Origin of the sequence: Myroides odoratimimus, from assembly GCF_004337635.1 — a bacterium.
GTDB lineage: Bacteria > Bacteroidota > Bacteroidia > Flavobacteriales > Flavobacteriaceae > Flavobacterium > Flavobacterium odoratimimum.
Genome location: NZ_CP037427.1, coordinates 770,624 through 791,022 on the forward strand (window position 1 = coordinate 770,624; position 20,399 = coordinate 791,022).

Consider the following 20,399-nt stretch of genomic DNA (forward strand, 5'->3'; position numbering starts at 1 on the left):
CACTACGGACTCATAACGGACTCACTACGGACTCATTCAAAATTAAAGCGCACTCCTACTCTATCGAAACTAAGAGGTAATCGAAGCAAAATCGCCAATCAAATGAATCACATAACTACCGTACTAGATTATAAATTTGTCTTTGTATAACCACTTCACTCATCTAACTTCATAATTAGTCATTCGCCATACTAGAATGTATCGCTCAGATAAGTTACGCTATCACAAAAACATACCTTACTTATAAAAAACAAATATAATTATATACCGAAAGTACACACTTGTAATGCTACTTAATCACAAACTCTACTTCCTTAGTAAAGCTACCGATATCGTTACCTAATTGTTTTATGATTTTATAAGTTCCTTTATCATACTTAAATTCCTTAGTGAACAAATCGATATCAAAACCAACTCCCTCGCCTGGTTCGATAGGATGTATCATACGATCAAATCCTATTCCTTCCATATCCATTACTTCCCAAGAATCTCCTTTTAGAACACTTATAGAATAGTCAGAACCAGTATTGACTTCTGATGAAGATTGATTAGTTATCGTTAAATGAAGTACTTCAGGTGCTTTATCATAAGCCACTTGCTCTAATACCATAGTTACTTGGTTACTTATACTATCTAGAGACTCTTTCTCATTAGGCGTTTTAGTAACTACTTCTTCGATTACTTCTTCATGTGTTGCCGCTTCTTTCTTTTGTGGACATCCCGCCATTATTAGCGCTAATGTAGCCATTATAGGTAATGTGATCTTTTTCTTCATATCATTTATTTTTATTTACTAAATTACTCAAAACAAACATTTTATAATTACAAAAATCAATGAATTTAGTGTACATCGTATCTAGTAAAAAATACTAACCTAAATAGAGCAATTGATATTGGAAGTAGAGTAGCGATACAATTGTTAGTCAAACAATTGAGCGCCAATATTTTCTAAAAAAGGGAGTAGAAATTTGTAAAGTACAGAAATAATTGTACTTTTGCACTCCCTTAATTGGGAATGGAATGTTTAATTAAATACAAATTTATTGTGGAAAGTTTAAGCTACAAGACAGTATCGGCTAACAAAGCAACTGCTCAAAAAGAGTGGTTAATTGTTGACGCTGAAGGTCAAAATTTGGGACGTCTTGCTTCAAAAGTTGCAGTACTTTTAAGAGGTAAGCACAAAACAAATTATACACCGCACGTAGACTGTGGAGACAACGTAATCGTTATCAACGCAGAGAAAATCAACCTAACAGGTAACAAATTAGATGACAAGACTTACATCCGTCACACAGGTTACCCAGGAGGACAAAGATCATTAACTGCTAAAGTAATGCAACAAAAAAACCCTGCATTATTAATCGAGAAAGCAGTAAAAGGAATGTTGCCTAAAAACAAATTAGGAGCACAATTATTCCGTAATTTAAATGTTAATGTAGGTTCTGAGCACAAACATGAAGCTCAACAACCTAAGGCCGTTAATTTAAACGAAATTAAGTAATGGGAGTTATTCACAAAATCGGTAGAAGAAAAACCGCTGTTGCTCGTGTTTATGTTTCTGAAGGATCAGGTAACATCACAGTTAACAAAAAAGATTTTAAAACTTATTTCCCAACTGGTACATTACAGTACAAAGTATTACAGCCTCTTACAATGACTGAGAACGCTGAGAACTTTGACATAAAAGTAAATGTATACGGTGGAGGAACAACAGGTCAAGCTGAAGCAGTGCGTATGGCTATCGCTAGAGCAATGTGTGAACTTGATGTTGAGAACAGAGCAGTTCTTAAACCAGAAGGATTATTGACTCGTGACCCTCGTATGGTAGAGCGTAAGAAATTCGGTCAGAAGAAAGCTCGTAAGAGATTCCAATTCTCTAAACGTTAATATTTATTTATTATTAAAAATCTGGGTTTTTGTTGCCCCACTTACAACATGCTGTAAGAGGTAGTTTAGCATCTAAATAATTGAGACCAATTTATTGCTACTCGATTATTGCTAAAGTAACAGAACGTAAACTATTAGAAAATGGCAAACAAAGTAGAAGTAAAAGATTTACTAGAAGCAGGTGTTCATTTTGGACACATGACTAGAAAATGGGATCCAAACATGGCTCCTTATATCTATATGGAGCGTAATGGTATTCACATTATCAATCTATATAAAACTGCAGCTAAAATAGAAGAAGCTAATGAAGCTTTGAAAAAAATCGCTGCATCAGGAAGAAAAATCCTTTTCGTTGCAACTAAAAAGCAAGCGAAAGACATCGTAGCTGAAAAAGCAGCTGCTGCTAACATGCCTTACATCACTGAAAGATGGCCAGGTGGTATGTTAACAAACTTCGTTACTATTCGTAAAGCTGTTAAAAAAATGGCTTCAATCGATAGAATGAAAAAAGACGGTACATTTATGACTCTTTCTAAGAAAGAGCGTTTACAAGTTGAACGTCTTCGTGCAAAATTAGAGAAAAACTTAGGTTCTATTGCTGACATGACTCGTCTACCAGCAGCTCTATTTGTTGTAGATATTAAAGCTGAACACATTGCGATAAAAGAAGCTCAAAAATTAAACATTCCGATCTTCGCTATGGTTGATACAAACTCTGACCCACGTCAAGTAGATTTTGTTATTCCAGCAAACGATGATGCTTCTAAATCAATCGATAAAATTTTATCATTAGTGACTTCTGCTATTATCGAAGGTAATGCAGAAAGAAAGTCTGAAAAAGAAGAAGCTACTAAAGTAGAAGCTCCTGCTGCTAAGGCATAATTTTTTAACAATATCATAAAGTCGTTATGCTGATAGTTGTCTACCTTTGTATACACTGTCGATAACGACTTTTTTTTATTAACTCATTAATACTCTTTTAAAATGGCAAATATTACTGCTGCAGAAGTAAATAAACTAAGACAACAAACAGGTGCCGGAATGATGGACTGTAAAAAAGCTTTAGTTGAAGCTGAAGGAGATTTCGATAAAGCTATCGAAGTTTTACGTAAAAAAGGACAAAAAGTTGCTGCTAACCGTTCTGACCGTGAGTCAAGCGAGGGTGCTGCTGTAGCTTTAGTTAATGCAGACAAAACTAGAGGTGTAGTTATCACATTAAACTGTGAGACTGACTTCGTAGGTAAAAACGAAGGATTCCAAGCTTTAGCAAAAGAATTAGCTGAGAAAGCTATCAACTTTAACACTAAAGAAGAATTCTTAGCTTCTCCATTCGACGCTACAATGACTGTTGCTGAAAAATGTGTTGAGCAAACAGGAGTTATCGGTGAGAAAATCGAGATCGGTTCTTTCGAAGTATTAGAAGGTGCTTTCATCGGTTCTTACGTTCACGGAAACAAAATCGCTGCTATCACTGCTTTATCTGAAGCTGTTGCTAAAGCTGACGAGATTGCTAAAGACGTATCTATGCAAGTTGCTTCAATGGGTGCTGAAACATTATCTTACAAAGATTTTGACGCAGAATTCGTTGCTAAAGAAACTGAGGCTCGTATCGCTGTTATCGTAAAAGAAAACGAAGAATTAGTACGTTTAGGGAAAACTCTTAAAAATGTACCTCAATATATTTCTTACGCTCAACTTACTGAAGAAGTATTAAAACAAGCGGAAGAAGATGCTAAAGCTGAATTAAAAGCTGAAGGTAAACCAGAAAACATTTGGGATAGAATCTTACCAGGTAAAATCCAACGTTTCATCAGTGACAACACTACTTTAGACCAAGAGAAAGCATTATTAGACCAAAACTTCATTAAAGATGAGTCTAAAAAAGTTGCTGACTATGTAAAAGGTTTCAACGTAGAAATCACTGGATTCAAAAGAGCTTCTTTAGGTTAATCAATAACCTTTTAGCAATATTTAGAAAAGCCTCAGTTAATTCTGAGGCTTTTTTTTATTACTTTTACCTGACACAACTAATTTTATTATGAAATTATTAAAGAACAATCTGCTAGTGCAGATCATTATCGCTATCGCATTAGGTAGTGTGTTAGGAAACTATCTACCAGAATCAATAGGTAGAATATTCAGTACTTTTAACAGTATATTCGGAGGCTTTCTAGGCTTCTCTATCCCGCTTATCATTTTAGGGCTAATCGTTCCTGCGATTGGTAACATTGGTAAAAATGCAGGTAAATTACTTATCATTACCACAGCTATTGCTTATGGTTCTACCCTATTCGCAGGTTTTATATCTTATGGAGTGAGTATATCGACATTCCCAAGTATACTAGCGACAGAACAAATGGGAGATATTACAGAATCAACTAAAAACTTAGCTCCTTACTTTAATATCGAGATGCCTCCGATGTTTGATGTCATGAGTGCACTAATCATATCATTTATATTAGGGATAGGAATCTCTAAAGGTAATTTCAAATACTTAGAGGGTGTTTTTAACGACTTTCAGAGTATTATCATGTCATTGATCAATAAGGCTATTATTCCTTTCTTACCGCTCTTTATTTTTGGTATATTTTTGAATATGACTTATAACGGACAAGTATTCATTGTACTAGACACCTTTATAAAAATCATAGGAGTAATCTTCTTACTACACATCTTCGTCTTACTATTCCAATATGTAATAGCAGGTACAATAAGTAAGCAGAACCCTATCAAGCTAATGAAAAATATGTTGCCAGCGTACTTTACAGCTCTAGGGACACAATCTTCTGCAGCAACAATACCTGTGACATTAGAACAAACATTAAAGAATAATGTAGATCCTAAAATAGCTGGATTTGCTATACCTTTGTGTGCGACAATACACTTAGCAGGTAGTACATTAAAAATTGTAGCGTGTGCTGTTGCATTAATGTTAGTACAAGGACAAGCTGTAGACTTTACATTAATGGTTGGTTTTATCTGTATGTTAGGAGTTGCGATGGTAGCAGCGCCTGGTGTACCTGGAGGTGCTATTATGGCTTCTTTAGGAGTACTAAGTTCTATCTTAGGATTTGATACAGAACAACAAAGTTTAATGATTGCACTATATATCGCTATGGACAGCTTCGGTACAGCTTGTAACGTTATGGGTGATGGAGCTATCGCTATTATAGTAAACAGAATATCTAAAAACACAGCTATAACAGAAGCATAATGTTCTAGCGAATTCACAATTATGTACGAGAAAACATATCCGAGTAAGAGATTTAAAAAGACAATGGAGTTTGTCAATAAGCACATTTCAAAAGACTCACAAATACTAGATCTAGGAGTAGTTAACCCACTAGCCAAAATAATGAAAGAAGATGGCTATAAAGTAATCAATACTTCTGGCGAGGACTTAGACGAAGATCAAAGTGTACTTTTAAATACTGATTATGATGTGCTAACAGCTTTTGAAATTGTAGAGCATTTACTAAATCCTTATACGGTATTAAAGTCATGTAAAGCTTCTAAAATAATGATTTCTGTTCCTTTGCGCTTGTGGTTTAGTACTGCATATAGAAGTAAAACAGATATGCTAGACAGGCATTATCACGAATTCGAAGCTTGGCAATTAGACTGGCTAGTAGAGAAAGCAGGGTATAAAATCATAGATAGAGATATGTGGACACACCCTATCAAAAAACTAGGGATACGTCCGATCTTTAGATGGTTTACTCCTAGATACTATATCGTTTATGCTGAAAAAATATAAGTATACAAACGCTGAGGAATTCCCTCAGCGTTTTTTTATTATACCATGTTATCCCTACACCTAATTTGCACAGTTCAAAAAAAGACCTATATTTGCCTCAAGCTTTAGGGGTGTCTACAAGACTTTGTAGGCTGAGACTTCACCCTTGGAACCTGATCTAGTTAATACTAGCGTAGGGAAAAGTAAGATGACTTCATTAGATAGGTACGTTCGTACCCTATTGTAGCCATTCCTAAAGTTATATATCAAAACGAAAAGGAATGGAACTAAAAATCAACAATCAACAAGTACTATTTGACACGGATACATTAAGTATTCAGGCTATGTTGGATATTTATTATCCACTGAAACAAAAAGGGATAGCGGTAGCTGTGAACCAAACTGTTATTGCTAAACCCCTATGGTCTACTTATCACTTATCTACTAGTGATGATATCTTAATTATAACTGCAACTCAAGGTGGTTGATTCCATTCGTTAAAAGAACAAAATAACTCATAAAACTAAAAGACAATGGAACAACACAGTATCTCGCAAACCCCTTTCCCTAACTCAAAAAAAGTATACATCAAGGGAGAGCTCTTCCCAATAGAAGTAGCGATGAGAGAGATATCTCTTAGCAACACTAAACTATCTAATGGTGGTACAGAAGAGAATCCTCCTGTAACCGTATATGACACATCAGGCCCTTATACTGATCCAAATATTACCATAGACATACGCAAAGGTATTCCACGTCTACGCGAAGAATGGATACTAAATAGAGAGGATGTAAATACATTATCTTCTATCACATCAGAATATGGTAAAGCTAGACTAGCTGATGAAAAGTTAGATCACTTGCGCTTTGAATTTAGACATAACCCAAAGGTTGCTAAAGAAGGAGCTAATGTTACTCAACTACATTATGCTAAAAAAGGTATAATAACTCCTGAAATGGAATACGTAGCCATCAGAGAAAACCAAAGAATAGAACAGCTGAATAACGCAACCTCAGCCATGAAGCAACAGCATCAAGGCAATAGCTTCGGTGCCAATACTCCTAAAAACTTTATTACACCAGAGTTCGTCAGAGAAGAGATTGCTAGTGGACGTGCTATCATTCCTAATAATATCAACCACCCTGAAAGCGAACCTATGATTATCGGGCGTAACTTCTTAGTGAAGATCAACGCTAATATTGGAAATAGTGCTGTGACCTCATCAATAGAAGAAGAAGTAGAAAAAGCGGTATGGGCATGTCGCTGGGGAGCTGATACGATTATGGACTTATCAACAGGTAAAAATATTCACGAGACAAGAGAGTGGATTATACGCAACTCTCCAGTACCTATAGGAACAGTACCTATCTACCAAGCATTAGAAAAAGTAAAAGGAATAGCCGAAGATTTGACATGGGAGATATTTAGAGATACCCTAATTGAACAAGCAGAACAGGGAGTTTCTTATTTTACCATACACGCGGGAGTACTACTACGTTATATTCACTTGACTGCTAATCGAGTGACAGGTATTGTATCTCGTGGAGGGTCTATTATGGCGAAGTGGTGTCTATTCCATCACAAAGAAAACTTCTTATATACTCACTTTGAAGAAATATGTGAAATAATGAAGCAATACGATATAGCGTTCTCTTTAGGTGATGGACTAAGACCTGGCTCTATTGCAGATGCAAATGATGCAGCTCAATTTGCAGAGTTAGAAACACTAGGTGAACTAACTAAAATCGCGTGGAAACACGATGTACAGGTCATGATAGAAGGACCGGGACATGTACCTATGCACATGATTAAGGAGAATATGGAAAAGCAACTTCGCGACTGTGGAGAAGCCCCTTTCTATACATTAGGCCCACTAACTACAGATATAGCGCCTGGTTATGATCATATCACTTCAGCTATCGGAGCAGCTATGATAGGGTGGTACGGAACGGCTATGCTATGTTATGTAACACCAAAAGAACATCTAGGTTTACCAAATAAGAAAGATGTTAAGGATGGAGTGATTACCTATAAACTAGCTGCTCATGCAGCAGACTTAGCGAAAGGACATCCTGGAGCACAATACAGAGATAATGCACTGAGTAAAGCCCGCTTTGAATTTAGATGGGAAGATCAGTTCAACCTTTCACTAGATCCTGATACAGCAAGAGAGTTTCACGATGAAACACTACCTGCTGATGGCGCTAAAGTAGCTCACTTCTGTTCTATGTGTGGACCTAAATTCTGTTCTATGAAAATATCACAAGAAATTAGAGATACAGCAGAACAAGGAATGCGCGAGAAGTCAGAAGAGTTTATAGAATTAGGAAAAGAAATATATCTATAAAAGAGAACAGAGATGGTGGTCATAACCTACCCTACTTCTATAGAAAATGAGACAAGCCTTATCAACAAAATGTTTGAGAAAGGCTTGCCTCTACTTCATGTTCGCAAACCGAATATGTCCTATGAAGAGTTAGTAAAATGGGTGAATAATATCGACAATTACTACCATCAGTACTTAGTTATACACATACCTTCAATAGTTATTAACAACAATGAACACGTTTTTAAACAATATAAAGCACTTATCAACAAGATAAACAGTACTTATACACACTTATCAACAGCTGATTGTTTATATGTTAATAACTATAGTGTAGAACTGCCTAAGTTATCAACATCTGTTCACTGTATAAGTGAGGTTAATAAGTTATCAACAAACATAGACAGAGCATTCATCAGTCCTATCTATCCTAGTATATCTAAGAGAGGGTATATTCCAACTATTGATTGGACAGAAGAATTAAAGCAAAGAACTAATAACAGAGTAACCTTAGTTGCCCTTGGAGGTATCACTCCTTTTCACATCGAATCCATTCATACAATGGGATTTGATGATTATGCCTTATTAGGAACAATATGGGAAGCTGAGCAACCCTTAAAACAATTTGAATTATGTCAATATTACGACCAATTGCATTGGCAATAGCTGGCTTTGACCCTACTAGTGGTGCTGGGGTTATGGCAGATATCAAAACATTTGAACATCATCAAGTATACCCTATGGCAGTGCTATCTGCTAATACGATACAGACAGAAGATAACTTTATCCATGTAAGATGGGAAGAAGAATATACTATCCGTCAATTATCTGTTATACTTGAGAGCTATACTATAGCAGCAGTAAAAATAGGTATTGTCAAAGATCTAGACACATTGAAGCTATATGTGGATACTATCAAAAGTTTATCTCCAACGACCAAAATTATTTGGGACCCTGTATTGCGTTCATCTAGTGGTTTTGACTTTCAGACTATTGAACTAATAGATTCTTTAACTATTGTATTACAACAGATAGATCTGATCACACCAAACTACCTAGAGATACATCAATTAGTCACTACGAATGACGATGCTCTTCAAAAAGCGCAGCGATTAAGTCAATACTGTGATGTACTGCTAAAAGGAGGACATAATCCTAATGCATTGGGCTTTGACTACTATGTGAGTAAAGAGGTGATACAAACTATACCTCCAACTCAGCTATATGACTATCCCAAACATGGTTCTGGCTGCGTATTATCCTCTGCGACAACAGCTAATATTGCAAAAGGAGATCACACATTGACAGCTATTCAGAAGGCTAAAACCTACATAGAAACATTCTTCAACTCTAATCATACCTTACTCGGATATCATGCTAAATAAAATACAATACATCAGTCATGGAGATACTCCACAAGAACAGCTATATCATATAGAAACTGTATTAGGAGCAGGACAACAGTGGATACAGTATCGCTTCAAAAATACGACGAATACTACCCTGTGGCAAACAGCAGAACAAGTCAAAAAACTATGCGAACAATATCAGGCTACTCTGATCATTAATGATCATGTGGACTTAGCTAAAGCCATAGAGGCTGATGGAGTTCACTTAGGACTTACTGATCTAAACATCACACAAGCCAAAACTTATTTGCCTAACAAAATCATAGGAGGTACAGCTAATACAATAGAAGATATCCAACTTAGACATGCAGAAGGTTGTGATTATATCGGTCTAGGCCCTTATCGATTTACTACTACTAAACAGAAGCTGAGTCCTATACTTGGTCTAGCAGGTTATCAACAGCTCCTAAAACAGATGCAAGAACTAGATATCAACATCCCCGTAGTAGCTATAGGAGGAATACAACTAGAAGATGTAGAAGACTTAAAACAAGCAGGATTACATGGCATAGCGATATCTGGTTTACTTCAAAACAGCACTGATAAAAAAACATTACTACAACAACTAAACTATATACTCAAATGAATACACAACCACTTACAATAGCGGATAAGACCTTTCAGTCACGCTTATTCTTAGGAACGGGTAAATACGGTTCTAACGCAGATATGGAAATCGCTACATTAGCATCCGAAAGCGAACTAGTTACAGTCGCTCTGAAGCGAATAGACACGACCACTGACACCAATGCTATACTCACTCATCTACAGTACCCACATATCCACCTTCTACCTAATACATCAGGAGCAAGAAATGCTAAAGAAGCAGTCTTCGCAGCACAACTAGCTAGAGAAGCACTAGAGACAAACTGGCTTAAACTAGAAATACACCCAGACCCTAAATACCTACTTCCCGATCCTATCGAAACCCTAAAAGCGACAGAAGAACTAGCCAAACTAGGGTTTGTTGTCTTGCCATACATACACTCAGACCCTGTATTGTGTAAACGACTAGAAGAAGTAGGTACAGCAGCTGTCATGCCTTTAGGAGCCCCTATAGGTACCAATAAAGGGTTAAAAACAATGGACTTCTTAGAAATTATCATAGAGAATAGTAAAGTTCCTGTTATTGTAGACGCTGGTATCGGAGCGCCTTCGGACGCAGCTAAGGCTATGGAGATAGGCGCTGATGCTGTACTTGTCAATACTGCTATAGCAGTAGCTGGTAACCCTGAACAAATGGCTACTGCCTTTAAACTCGCTGTCAGAGCTGGTCGCCTAGCGTATGAGGCTAAGCTAGCTACTGTAGTAAATCACGCTCAAGCTTCTAGTCCACTAACAGCATTTCTAACAGAATAAACTATGTCTTTTATACAAACTTATGAACAATACGACTGGGAAGAGATTAAGAGAACAATCTATGAGACAACCTCTGTACAAGTAGAACAGATCTTAGCTAAGAATAAGAAGACCCTCACAGACTTTATCCATCTTATCTCTCCTGCTGCTACACCCTATCTAGAAGAGATGGCTCAGCAGAGTCAACAGCTTACTCAAAAGAGATTTGGCAAAACGATATCACTATATGCGCCGATGTATCTTAGTAATGAGTGCAATAATATCTGTACCTACTGTGGCTTCAGCTTAGATAACAACATTCGTAGAAAGACTCTCTCTCCAAAAGAAATAGAACAAGAAGTCAAAGTAATCAAAGCACAGGGGTATGATCATATATTACTCGTAACAGGAGAGGCTAATCACATAGTCAATATCAATTACTTCAAACAGAGTATAGAACAGATACAGCAGTCTTTTTCTACCATTTCTATAGAGGTACAACCCCTAAAACAAGATGAGTATGAACAGTTAGCTGATCTAGGTGTGTATGCTGTACTGGTATATCAAGAGACCTATCATAAAGAGGTATATAAACAATACCACCCTAAGGGGAAGAAATCTAACTTTGAATATAGATTAGATACTCCTGATAGAATAGGGAGAGCTGGCATACATAAGATAGGACTAGGTGTACTCCTTGGACTAGAAGACTGGCGAGTAGATAGCTTCTTTAATGCGCTACATATAGACTATTTACAAAAGACTTATTGGCAAACGAAATACTCTGTATCCTTCCCTAGACTAAGACCTGCAGAAGGCGTTATAGAACCTAACTTCATCATGGAAGATAGAGACCTCATACAGCTCTTATGTGCATACAGAATATGGAATGAAGACCTAGAGATATCTATCTCTACCCGTGAGAGTGAAATACTGAGAAACAATGTATTTAAACTAGGTGCTACTACGATGAGTGCCGGTTCAAAAACTAATCCTGGAGGATATAGTGTATCAGAAGACTCATTAGAACAATTTGAGATCTGTGATACTAGAAGTACATCAGAGATATACCAGCTGATAAAAGAAGCAGGATATGATCCTATATGGAAAGACTGGGATAAAGCCTATCAATAAATAAAGAACTATAATATGGATACAACAGATTTCTTGCGATATAACAGACAGATGAATCTACCTGAAGTAGGAATAGACGGTCAGATGAAGATAAAACAAGCTAAGGTATTAGTAATAGGTGCTGGAGGATTAGGTTCTCCAGTGCTAACTTACCTTGCTAGTTGTGGTGTAGGCACACTAGCGGTAATAGACTTTGATACTATCGAACATCACAACCTTCACAGACAAATACTATTTACAGAAGCTGACATCAACAAAAACAAGACTAGTATAGCCAAACAACGCATCGAACAAATAAACCCACATATCCACTTCACAATATACGATGAACAGTTAACCTCTGACAATGCAGTAGCTATTCTGAGTTCATTCGATATTATCGTAGATGGTAGTGATAATTTTAGCACACGTTATCTAGTGAATGACACATGTGTAGCATTAGATAAGACACTAGTCTATGGTACTATATTAGGTTTTGAAGGTCAGGTGAGTGTCTTTAATCATCATAACAATGCCAACCTCCGTGATCTCTTCCCAGAGCCTCCTGCTCCAGAAGATGTCCCTAACTGTAGTCTTAATGGGGTACTTGGTACATTCCCTGGTATAATAGGAACTATTATGGCTCATGAGACACTGAAAGTCATCTTAGACCTTCCCTCCCTTTCTGGTCAACTTCTTATCCTCAACACGTTGACCTGGGAAATAAACAAACTGAAGTATGGTAGCGTTACCTCTTAGGTAAATATTCTAGAAATACCTCTCTAGGTATCTCATAAGCACCTAAAGAACTTAGATGATCATTATATACTTGACAGTCTAACAAAGTATACTTTTTGTCTCTTAAATACTCACAGAGGGAGATAAAGGCTACTTTACTAGCATTTGGTATGAGGGAGAACATACTCTCTCCGCAGAACACAGGTTTCATGTCTACGCCATACAGACCACCTACCAGTTCTCCATCTTGCCAAACCTCAACAGATTTAGCGATGCCTAAGTCATGTAGATTGCAGTATGCCTTGATCATATCATCTGTAATCCAAGTACCTAACTGCCCATCGCGCTTAGCGTTCTGGCAATTATTAATTACATCTGCAAAACAAGTATTAAAAGTAACTGTAAATATATTTTTCTTTAAGATACTACGCATACTCTTAGAGATATATACCTCATCAGGCTCTAGCACCATACGCATACTAGGAGACCACCATGTAATAGGCTCTCCATCTTCAAACCAAGGAAATATCCCAGACTTATACGCTAATATCAATCTATTAGCAGATAAATCACCACCGATGGCTAAAATACCTGACTCATGCGTATTATCTACTGCTGGAAAGTATAAGTAATTACTGTCTAAGAGTGTTATCATAGGCATAAAAAAGTCCCTAAGAATAATCTTAGGGACATCTTAAAAGAATATTTTTAGAATGGTAAATCATCGTGATCTTCCTCCATATAGCTTGAAGCAGGAGGAAACTGTTGTCCCATATTACTTTGTCCTTGGTTAAAACCTTGTTGGTTTTGGTTTTGATTGAACCCTCCCATTTGTTGAGATTGAGTATTCTGAGCAAAACCTTGTTGTTGGTTTTGGTTAAATCCTCCTTGTTGAGCTTGGTTATTTTGAGCGAAACCACCTTGTTGCCCTTGATTAAACCCACCCATTTGTTGAGCTTGATTGTTCTGAGCGAAACCTTGTTGTTGGTTAGATTGTTGTTGCATACCAGTATTTCCGTATTGAGACTGCATATTATCTTGTTGTCCCATATAAGGTTGTTGGTTTTGTCCCATGTTACCACCTTGTTGAACTGGCATCATGTGTTCTATTCTCCACCCTTGGATTGTATTAAAGTATCTGATTTCTCCTTGTGGACTTTGCCACTCTCTACCTCTCAAATTAATAGATACACGTACTTGCTCACCTACTTGATAAGAGTCTAATAAATTTACTTTATCTTGTGTAAACTCAATCATAATGTGCTGAGGATATTGCTCTTCCGTAGTTACTACTACTTCTCTCTTTCTGAATGATGAACTGATATCTTGTGTATGTCCAATTAATTTGATTCTTCCTGTAACTTCCATTTTAATCTCTTTTTTTAATTACAATCTATTTGGCTAAAATTGTTTTCCAAGCCAAAGGTACATTATTTTCTTCTAAATATTTTTTTGCTAATTTAAATTTATTGATTTGATTCTTAGCAACCAAAATTTCTTTTAACTCTTCATTTGCATTCACAAAAGAAGCAATCTCCTCTTCAGTAGGCAGCTGCTCTACATTACCTAATACTCCAAGGTCATTACCAGAGAACACTCCACTCTCCACTACTCCTTCTGGTAGAGCATCTACTCCTAGGCCTAGTGTAGTCAATGGTTTTTCTACTTCAAATATACCATCATTCGCACGAGTATACCAGTTCGCTCCCATACGTGCTACTAGATCTATCTTATGCTGATCTATCTGTCCGTTCTCATCTAATATTTCCTCATTGACATGTATTTTTACCACCTCACAGATTACTAGATTACCAGCACCTCCATCATTACCCAGTCCGATTACCTCCTGTACCACACATTCATACTGCACTGGACTTTCTTTGACTCTGAATGGCTTCACGATATCAGATGGCACCATCGTCAATCCTGATTTGACAAACTCATTCACCCCATCCTTATATTCTGTACTAGATAGAGAAGTCTGCTGTACCATATCATAAGTCACCACATTAATCACTACTTGTAGATTAGCTTGTACGTTAAATAAGGTATGTTTATTCGTATTATCTCTTACACGTCTAGACGGAGAGAAGACCAATATAGGCGGGTTAGTACTCACCATATTAAAGAAGCTAAACGGCGACAGGTTAGGTCTACCATCAGCATCTACGGTACTTGCTAGTGCTATAGGACGAGGTCCGATAGACGTCTGCATTAATCTCTGTAATTCTACTACAGATATATCTTTAGGTTCTATAGATTTCATATGTATATTTAATTGAAGAAAAGTAAAGTTACAAAAGCTTTTAGGAACCATAAAATTTTTAATACTTCATTAAACTAAATTCAATTCATTTATTTTAATTACTTTTAAATGTTCATAAAACCCATATCAGAACTTGAGAAGTAAAAAAGAAATATTTCGTTGGTCAGTCATTACTGCAGCCTTAATCACCTTATTAGTCATCCTATGGAACACCTATTCCTTTTTTCAAACCTATAAGACAGAAGAGAGAACCAAGATGAAAATATGGGCAGAAGCGCTGAATACACTTGATATAGCTACTTCTATAGAAGCTGACGTTTCTCTACCCTTTCTGATTATCATGGAGAATAAGACTATCCCTATTATCCAGACAGATGAGCATGATAAGATCATCTCTCTAAACAATATAGACGAACAAATAGTCAATACTCCTGAGAAAAAAGAAGCTCTACTGCGCAAACTGAAGTTTCAGAACCCTCCTATTATCCTAAAAGTAGGTAAGCAAACTCAGTATGTCTATTATGGTAACTCATCCTTACTGACCAAGCTAAAGTACTACCCTGTCACATTAGTACTTATATTCTTATTCTTCACAGTACTGCTATTCTACTTCTATAGAAGTAATAAGATCGCTACTCAGAACAAGCTATGGACAGGAATGGCGAAAGAAACAGCCCATCAGATAGGTACACCTCTATCCTCACTATTAGGTTGGGTAGAGATCATGAAGCTAGATAATGTAAGCCCTGAAATTACAGATGAAATAGAAAAAGATGTCAAAAAACTTCAGATAATAGCAGATCGTTTTTCTAAGATCGGGTCTATACCGAAGCTAACTAATGTAGATATCGTATCAGAGACGAGGAAGTCATTTGATTATTTCTCTCTGAGAAACTCTAAGCAGATTATCTTCACGCTAGACTGTCCTGACTACGAAATTAATATTCCTCTAAACAAGGAATTACATAGCTGGACTATAGAGAACCTAATCAAGAATGCTATCGATGCCATGAAAGGAAAAGGAAAACTAGCTATCCTGATACAGGATAGTGAGAAGACTGTCAATATCTATGTAACAGATACAGGAAGCGGGATACCGAAGAAGATGTTTAATAAAATATTCGAGCCTGGTTATACCACTAAAAAACGTGGATGGGGGCTAGGACTATCTCTAACGAAGAGAATCGTAGAAGAATTCCAAAACGGAAAGATTAAAGTAACGCAATCAGAAATAGGTAAAGGAACTACATTCTGTATCACATATCACAAAAAAAAGGCTGATCTATAATCTAGACAGCCTTTGTTACATTATCCATACAGTCTTATAAATGACTGTTAATAGCTTTAGCTACACTCTCGAACTCTTCTGGAGTTAGCTTTTCTTTCTTAATGAAACGCATATCATCCATTTCTTGAAGAGGGATTAAATGCACATGTACATGAGGTACTTCTAACCCTACTACAGCCATCCCTACTCTCTTACACGGTACAGCTAGCTCTAACGCCTTAGCCACCTTACGAGAGAATCTCATCAATTCCATATAATGATCCTCTTCCATATCAAAAATCTTATTGATTTCCTTTTTTGGAATACATAGTGTATGTCCCTTTGCATTCGGATTAATATCTAAGAATGCAAGGAAATTATCATCCTCTGCTACCTTATAGGCAGGAATCTCTCCAGTAATGATTTTAGTGAAAATAGAACTCATAATATACTTTTTAAAATTAGTCTCTAGTGATCTCAAGAATCTCAAACTTCATGATTCCATTAGGAACCTGGATCTCCGCTACATCTCCAACAGATTTGCCTAGAAGTCCTCTTCCAATAGGTGAAGTTACTGAAATTTTTGCAGCTTTTAAGTCTGCTTCACTTTCAGCTACTAATGTATAGGTAATCTCCATTCCATTAGCTTGATTCTTTATTTTCACTTTAGATAATACTAAAGCCTTAGACATATCTAACTGAGATTCGTCTATCAACCTAGCATTAGCTACTACTTCCTCTACTTTTGCTATTTTTAGTTCTAATAAACCTTGTGCTTCCTTAGCGGCATCATACTCTGCATTCTCAGATAAGTCTCCCTTATCTCTCGCATCTGCAATAGCTTGAGATGCCTTTGGACGCTCCACACTCTTCAACTGCTCTAACTCGTCTTTTAGTTTTTTAAGACCCTCCGCAGTATAATACGAAATCTTACTCATAATTAACACGTTTATATAAATAGAAAAAATCCCATAAAAACGGGATTCTTCGCTATAAAGATATTTTTATTTTTATCGTTAAATCAATAATTAACTGTTCTACTATATTTGTCAAAGTTAAATAATTAAATTTGTTTTTCAAATAGTTTATTAAAATGAAGAAATTATTTCTAATCCTATTTACTTTACTAATATCTATAGCATGTAGTAAAAGCGGTAGTGGGTATCACAACCCTTATCTACCCAATGTAAAAGTCAATCTTATGGTAAATCTGTACCAAGCAGATGCAGACTACCTAAGATATCAGAACGGTACTTATGTGAATTATAGTCAAGGCATTATAGGTGTAGCAATATTCAACGCTGGCTCACAATATTTCGCTTATGATCTAACCTGTCCTGACCATGCGTTTGACCCTGTTACCTCTAGATTAGTACAAAAAAAACCTAATGATCCGTATGTATACTGTACCAATAAACATCAACATAACGGAGAGGAACCTGCCTTCTATCTAGGTAATGGGCAGTCTATAAAACCAGGGTTAAAATACAACCAACTGAAGCCTTATCCAGTAAGAAAAAGTGGTGACAATATCTTCGTGACTTATTAATAAGTAAATCCTATCAATCTATATCAATACTCCTTCATCGGAGTATTTTTTTGTACCTTACTCTCTTGTGGAGATGGTTCGGGTAGAGATTTAGTACGGTTCGGTAAACATCCTCTCAACCCAAGTAAATACTGGTTATTACCGAATAGCTTCCGAACGACATAAAAATAAAAAAGAATAAATACCTATATTTCAATAATTTAAAACCAAAACACCTCTCCATTATAAGTCAAAAAGAGCAAATAGAGTCATTCTCTCCATATTAGCTCATTATGCCTTATAAAACCTACAGTATCTTACTAAAAGCAACATTACGATAAAACAAGGTCAAAAAAAACCACCATATCGCTATGGTGGTCTCTATAAATAATCTAGCCTATTAGATTGTTTATTAATATGGATTAGAACTTAATAGTCAGTCCTGCCAAGATATTAAACTCTGCCTGTGGATAATAAGCAGGTCCCCATTCTGGGTCATAATATCCATTAGACATATATTTTACATTGAATATATTATTTGCCAATACAGATACGCCTACTGATCGTACCCATCCTTTAATCGGGAACTCATAAGTAGCACTTAGATCGTTGATAAAGTATGAATCAAGCTTTGATTCCTTAGCATCTAAGTTGGCCATATATTGTTCTCCTACGAACTTCGTTAGAAGAGATACACTCATCCCCTCTACAGGTAAATACGTAATGGCATTAGAAGCAATAAAATCAGGAGAGAATGCGATATTCGTAGTACCTAGGTTTACAGGTAAATCAGCTACTGTAGTCATAAAGTTCTTATTCTTATTAGCACTAATAGTCATACTAGGAGCCCAATATAACTTATCTAATATTCTCACATTCGCATCGATCTCGATACCTGCTCTATAACTATCACCACTATTCGCTCTTAACATAGCTCCTACATCGTTTATTTCTCCTGTTAAGATAAGTTGGTTTCTATACTTCATATAGTACGCATTCACATTCACAGTAGCACGGTCTCCTTTAAATCTCCATCCTAGCTCATAGTCATCCATGCTCTCAGACTTAGGTTTTCCTTCGCCTTCGTAGTCCTTTCTATTCGGCTCTCTATTCCCTTTAGCATAAGAGAAATATAGTTGGTTCGAATCATTCAGTTGATAAGTAATACCTCCTTTTGGGTTAAAGAAGTTAAATTTATCATCTACTAACCCTGTCTCGATACCGTTAGCTTCATAAGTAACACGTCTATACTGCATATCTCCATATAAACTCCACTGATCAGCGAACTGCCAAGTAGCTTTCGCGTAAAAGTTAAGATCTGTCTTTACAGCATCGTCTCTGTAGTACTCATAGTTAGGTGCTATCTTCACAGGTTCTCTAGTCCACAACACATTACCGAAGTGGTCTCCTTCGTATTTATTAGCTCCTCCACCTAAGATTACATTAAGCTTATCTGTAGTGTAGTTCGTATTAAACACCATACCGTAGAAATGATTCGCTAAACTCTTCTGTCTGATAAGGTCTGTCTTATTTACCTCCTTACCGTCTACGATAATAGGTTGGAATCCATAAGTCTTAAACTTCTGGTTCGTCTTATAGTTCTCATAATATCCATCTCCCTTAGTATAGTGAAGTGATACGTTAGATGACCATGCTGGTGACCACTTCTCACTCCAATGTAGTTGATAGTGCGTCTGGATATAATTATCAGTCTCATTGTCATAGAACTGTGTATTGCCTTGATCATCCTTATACTTCCCTGCAGGATTATAACGACGACCATACTTATCTATGTCTGCCTGAGACACACCATTCCACGCCTGATACGTCTTCTGTTTTCCTCCGAATACGACAGCCTTCACTAATGACGTCTCACCTACATACACTCCCTGTAAGTAGTATGACTTCATTCTAGAAGAAGCTCGGTCTATATACCCGTCAGACTTCATATCTGATAGACGACCCGCAATCTCGAACTTATCATTGATCAATCCTGTACTAAACTTGACAGTAGACTTACGTGTATTATAACTTCCAAAAGAATTAGAGATTTCTCCATTCGCCTCATGTGAGAAGTCATCTGTCTTTAGATTAAGACTCGCACCGAATGCTGCTGATCCGTTAGTAGAAGTACCTACACCACGCTGTAACTGTAGATTCTGGACAGATGATGTAAAGTCTGGCATATTTACCCAAAACGAACCTTGTGACTCTCCATCGTTATATGGAATCCCATTTAAGGTCACGTTGACACGTGTAGCGTCTGATCCTCGTACCCTGAAGCTAGAGTACCCTATCCCATTACCGGCATCTGTAGTAGTCACTACTGAGGTCATATAAGACATGATGGTAGGGATATCTTGTCCGAGATTGCGCTTTCCGATCTCATTCTTAGACAAGTTAGCATAAGCGATAGGCGTCTTCTCATCTGCACGAACAGCTGATAATACGATCTCGTTAAGTGTTGATTGTTGAATAGAATCTTTAACCTGTTTCTCTTGTGCATAGGTCGAACTTGCACAAACAGCAGTTAACAATAAAGATTGAAGTAATGTTTTTTTCATTCGTAAAAAAAATATCTACAAATAAAAGGGGCAATTATTCTTATTAATTAATAATTACACTAGTCCACAACAGTTCTAGAATGAACTGTATATACTCCCTTGGCAGCATTACCCGCCCAGGTTCTATGGGTATGATCTCAGCCGTACGGCACCCCTTTGAGATTTATGGTACAAATATAGGCTGTTTTTCTAGAGAAAAACAACTATATCTAAGAAGAAGAGATGT

At 36.7% G+C, this 20,399-nt stretch carries 23 protein-coding genes and 1 riboswitch; of the genes, 16 read left to right on the top strand and 7 right to left on the bottom strand.

Annotation, left to right across the window (positions count from 1 at the left end; translation table 11 throughout):
* Positions 1-289 precede the first annotated feature (289 nt).
* Complete coding sequence (locus E0Z07_RS03640) at positions 290-775, bottom strand: immunoglobulin-like domain-containing protein (RefSeq protein ID WP_131540294.1); 486 nt, start codon at positions 773-775, stop codon at positions 290-292.
* Between the two features lie 270 nt (positions 776-1,045).
* On the opposite strand from E0Z07_RS03640, the gene rplM reads away from it, so the two are divergent.
* From rplM to E0Z07_RS03710, 14 genes are all read left to right on the top strand, one after another.
* Positions 1,046-1,501, top strand: coding sequence for a 50S ribosomal protein L13 (gene rplM, locus E0Z07_RS03645; protein ID WP_025124595.1), 456 nt, complete (start codon positions 1,046-1,048; stop codon positions 1,499-1,501).
* Entirely contained in the window at positions 1,501-1,887 is a 387-nt protein-coding gene (gene rpsI / locus E0Z07_RS03650) for a 30S ribosomal protein S9 (protein WP_006259732.1), read from the top strand. The genes rplM and rpsI overlap by 1 nt, the downstream gene beginning before the upstream one ends.
* Positions 1,888-2,028: 141 nt before the next feature.
* Positions 2,029-2,769: a 30S ribosomal protein S2 gene (rpsB, locus tag E0Z07_RS03655; protein ID WP_006259733.1), complete on the top strand. Its 741-nt coding sequence runs from the start codon at positions 2,029-2,031 to the stop codon at positions 2,767-2,769.
* A 102-nt stretch (positions 2,770-2,871) separates the two neighbouring features.
* Positions 2,872-3,837: a translation elongation factor Ts gene (tsf, locus tag E0Z07_RS03660; RefSeq protein WP_006259734.1), complete on the top strand. Its 966-nt coding sequence runs from the start codon at positions 2,872-2,874 to the stop codon at positions 3,835-3,837.
* An 88-nt stretch (positions 3,838-3,925) separates the two neighbouring features.
* Positions 3,926-5,101, top strand: coding sequence for a dicarboxylate/amino acid:cation symporter (locus E0Z07_RS03665; protein WP_131540295.1), 1,176 nt, complete (start codon positions 3,926-3,928; stop codon positions 5,099-5,101).
* Positions 5,102-5,164: 63 nt separating this feature from the next.
* On the top strand, positions 5,165-5,644 hold the full coding sequence (locus E0Z07_RS03670) for a class I SAM-dependent methyltransferase (RefSeq protein WP_131541076.1): 480 nt from the start codon (positions 5,165-5,167) through the stop codon (positions 5,642-5,644).
* A gap of 96 nt (positions 5,645-5,740) precedes the next feature.
* Positions 5,741-5,840, top strand: a riboswitch (TPP riboswitch).
* A 64-nt stretch (positions 5,841-5,904) separates the two neighbouring features.
* The gene (gene thiS / locus E0Z07_RS03675) at positions 5,905-6,111 is read left to right on the top strand and encodes a sulfur carrier protein ThiS (RefSeq protein WP_006266784.1); all 207 of its coding nucleotides are present in this window, start codon (positions 5,905-5,907) and stop codon (positions 6,109-6,111) included.
* Between the two features lie 45 nt (positions 6,112-6,156).
* Positions 6,157-7,971 (top strand): phosphomethylpyrimidine synthase ThiC, encoded by a 1,815-nt coding sequence (gene thiC, locus E0Z07_RS03680; RefSeq protein ID WP_006266783.1) that lies wholly within the window; start codon positions 6,157-6,159, stop codon positions 7,969-7,971.
* Positions 7,972-7,983: 12 nt separating this feature from the next.
* Entirely contained in the window at positions 7,984-8,616 is a 633-nt protein-coding gene (locus E0Z07_RS03685) for a thiamine phosphate synthase (RefSeq protein ID WP_131540296.1), read from the top strand.
* Positions 8,583-9,335, top strand: a complete 753-nt coding sequence (locus E0Z07_RS03690; RefSeq protein ID WP_131540297.1) for a hydroxymethylpyrimidine/phosphomethylpyrimidine kinase — start codon at positions 8,583-8,585, stop codon at positions 9,333-9,335. Before E0Z07_RS03685 ends, E0Z07_RS03690 begins: the two co-directional genes overlap by 34 nt.
* Positions 9,325-9,945, top strand: a complete 621-nt coding sequence (locus tag E0Z07_RS03695; protein WP_071306922.1) for a thiamine phosphate synthase — start codon at positions 9,325-9,327, stop codon at positions 9,943-9,945. The genes E0Z07_RS03690 and E0Z07_RS03695 overlap by 11 nt, the downstream gene beginning before the upstream one ends.
* Positions 9,942-10,718, top strand: a complete 777-nt coding sequence (locus E0Z07_RS03700; protein WP_131540298.1) for a thiazole synthase — start codon at positions 9,942-9,944, stop codon at positions 10,716-10,718. The genes E0Z07_RS03695 and E0Z07_RS03700 overlap by 4 nt, the downstream gene beginning before the upstream one ends.
* 3 nt (positions 10,719-10,721) lie before the next feature.
* Positions 10,722-11,831 (top strand): 2-iminoacetate synthase ThiH, encoded by a 1,110-nt coding sequence (gene thiH / locus E0Z07_RS03705; RefSeq protein ID WP_131540299.1) that lies wholly within the window; start codon positions 10,722-10,724, stop codon positions 11,829-11,831.
* Between the two features lie 15 nt (positions 11,832-11,846).
* The gene (locus tag E0Z07_RS03710) at positions 11,847-12,569 is read left to right on the top strand and encodes a HesA/MoeB/ThiF family protein (RefSeq protein WP_006259745.1); all 723 of its coding nucleotides are present in this window, start codon (positions 11,847-11,849) and stop codon (positions 12,567-12,569) included.
* On the opposite strand, the gene aat is transcribed toward E0Z07_RS03710, so the two are convergent.
* Genes aat through E0Z07_RS03725 form a run of 3 tightly spaced genes read right to left on the bottom strand, consistent with a single transcriptional unit; the run spans position 12,559 to position 14,814 of the window.
* Positions 12,559-13,209, bottom strand: coding sequence for a leucyl/phenylalanyl-tRNA--protein transferase (gene aat, locus E0Z07_RS03715; RefSeq protein WP_025124583.1), 651 nt, complete (start codon positions 13,207-13,209; stop codon positions 12,559-12,561). The two genes, E0Z07_RS03710 and aat, sit on opposite strands and share 11 nt — an antisense overlap.
* 47 nt (positions 13,210-13,256) lie before the next feature.
* On the bottom strand, positions 13,257-13,916 hold the full coding sequence (locus E0Z07_RS18425) for a DUF3127 domain-containing protein (RefSeq protein WP_058699158.1): 660 nt from the start codon (positions 13,914-13,916) through the stop codon (positions 13,257-13,259).
* A 25-nt stretch (positions 13,917-13,941) separates the two neighbouring features.
* Positions 13,942-14,814, bottom strand: coding sequence for a flavin reductase family protein (locus E0Z07_RS03725; protein WP_058699159.1), 873 nt, complete (start codon positions 14,812-14,814; stop codon positions 13,942-13,944).
* Positions 14,815-14,947: 133 nt separating this feature from the next.
* Between E0Z07_RS03725 and E0Z07_RS03730 the strand changes: the two genes are divergently transcribed.
* Positions 14,948-16,102: a sensor histidine kinase gene (locus E0Z07_RS03730; protein WP_006259749.1), complete on the top strand. Its 1,155-nt coding sequence runs from the start codon at positions 14,948-14,950 to the stop codon at positions 16,100-16,102.
* Positions 16,103-16,136: 34 nt separating this feature from the next.
* Here E0Z07_RS03730 and E0Z07_RS03735 read toward each other — a convergent pair whose 3' ends face one another.
* Positions 16,137-16,526: an HIT family protein gene (locus E0Z07_RS03735; RefSeq protein WP_006259750.1), complete on the bottom strand. Its 390-nt coding sequence runs from the start codon at positions 16,524-16,526 to the stop codon at positions 16,137-16,139.
* Between the two features lie 16 nt (positions 16,527-16,542).
* On the bottom strand, positions 16,543-17,019 hold the full coding sequence (gene greA, locus E0Z07_RS03740) for a transcription elongation factor GreA (protein WP_006259751.1): 477 nt from the start codon (positions 17,017-17,019) through the stop codon (positions 16,543-16,545).
* A 155-nt stretch (positions 17,020-17,174) separates the two neighbouring features.
* Here greA and E0Z07_RS03745 point away from each other — a divergent pair, with 155 nt between their 5' ends.
* Positions 17,175-17,630 (top strand): Rieske (2Fe-2S) protein, encoded by a 456-nt coding sequence (locus E0Z07_RS03745; protein ID WP_006259752.1) that lies wholly within the window; start codon positions 17,175-17,177, stop codon positions 17,628-17,630.
* Positions 17,631-18,031: 401 nt separating this feature from the next.
* Here the strand turns inward: E0Z07_RS03745 and E0Z07_RS03750 are convergent, their stop codons facing one another.
* On the bottom strand, positions 18,032-20,173 hold the full coding sequence (locus E0Z07_RS03750; RefSeq protein ID WP_131540300.1) for a TonB-dependent receptor: 2,142 nt from the start codon (positions 20,171-20,173) through the stop codon (positions 18,032-18,034).
* Positions 20,174-20,399: the final 226 nt, after the last annotated feature.

Coding starts and splice junctions, on each gene's coding strand:
- E0Z07_RS03700 (WP_131540298.1), top strand. CDS start 9,942: ATGAATACACAACCACTTACAATAGCGGATAAGACCTTTCAGTCACGC.
- rpsB (WP_006259733.1), top strand. CDS start 2,029: ATGGCAAACAAAGTAGAAGTAAAAGATTTACTAGAAGCAGGTGTTCAT.
- E0Z07_RS03640 (WP_131540294.1), bottom strand. CDS start 775: ATGAAGAAAAAGATCACATTACCTATAATGGCTACATTAGCGCTAATA.
- E0Z07_RS03710 (WP_006259745.1), top strand. CDS start 11,847: ATGGATACAACAGATTTCTTGCGATATAACAGACAGATGAATCTACCT.
- thiH (WP_131540299.1), top strand. CDS start 10,722: ATGTCTTTTATACAAACTTATGAACAATACGACTGGGAAGAGATTAAG.
- thiC (WP_006266783.1), top strand. CDS start 6,157: ATGGAACAACACAGTATCTCGCAAACCCCTTTCCCTAACTCAAAAAAA.
- tsf (WP_006259734.1), top strand. CDS start 2,872: ATGGCAAATATTACTGCTGCAGAAGTAAATAAACTAAGACAACAAACA.
- E0Z07_RS03735 (WP_006259750.1), bottom strand. CDS start 16,526: ATGAGTTCTATTTTCACTAAAATCATTACTGGAGAGATTCCTGCCTAT.
- E0Z07_RS03690 (WP_131540297.1), top strand. CDS start 8,583: ATGTCAATATTACGACCAATTGCATTGGCAATAGCTGGCTTTGACCCT.
- E0Z07_RS18425 (WP_058699158.1), bottom strand. CDS start 13,916: ATGGAAGTTACAGGAAGAATCAAATTAATTGGACATACACAAGATATC.
- aat (WP_025124583.1), bottom strand. CDS start 13,209: ATGCCTATGATAACACTCTTAGACAGTAATTACTTATACTTTCCAGCA.
- E0Z07_RS03695 (WP_071306922.1), top strand. CDS start 9,325: ATGCTAAATAAAATACAATACATCAGTCATGGAGATACTCCACAAGAA.
- greA (WP_006259751.1), bottom strand. CDS start 17,019: ATGAGTAAGATTTCGTATTATACTGCGGAGGGTCTTAAAAAACTAAAA.
- E0Z07_RS03745 (WP_006259752.1), top strand. CDS start 17,175: ATGAAGAAATTATTTCTAATCCTATTTACTTTACTAATATCTATAGCA.
- E0Z07_RS03750 (WP_131540300.1), bottom strand. CDS start 20,173: ATGAAAAAAACATTACTTCAATCTTTATTGTTAACTGCTGTTTGTGCA.
- E0Z07_RS03665 (WP_131540295.1), top strand. CDS start 3,926: ATGAAATTATTAAAGAACAATCTGCTAGTGCAGATCATTATCGCTATC.
- E0Z07_RS03670 (WP_131541076.1), top strand. CDS start 5,165: ATGGAGTTTGTCAATAAGCACATTTCAAAAGACTCACAAATACTAGAT.
- thiS (WP_006266784.1), top strand. CDS start 5,905: ATGGAACTAAAAATCAACAATCAACAAGTACTATTTGACACGGATACA.
- E0Z07_RS03685 (WP_131540296.1), top strand. CDS start 7,984: ATGGTGGTCATAACCTACCCTACTTCTATAGAAAATGAGACAAGCCTT.
- E0Z07_RS03725 (WP_058699159.1), bottom strand. CDS start 14,814: ATGAAATCTATAGAACCTAAAGATATATCTGTAGTAGAATTACAGAGA.
- rpsI (WP_006259732.1), top strand. CDS start 1,501: ATGGGAGTTATTCACAAAATCGGTAGAAGAAAAACCGCTGTTGCTCGT.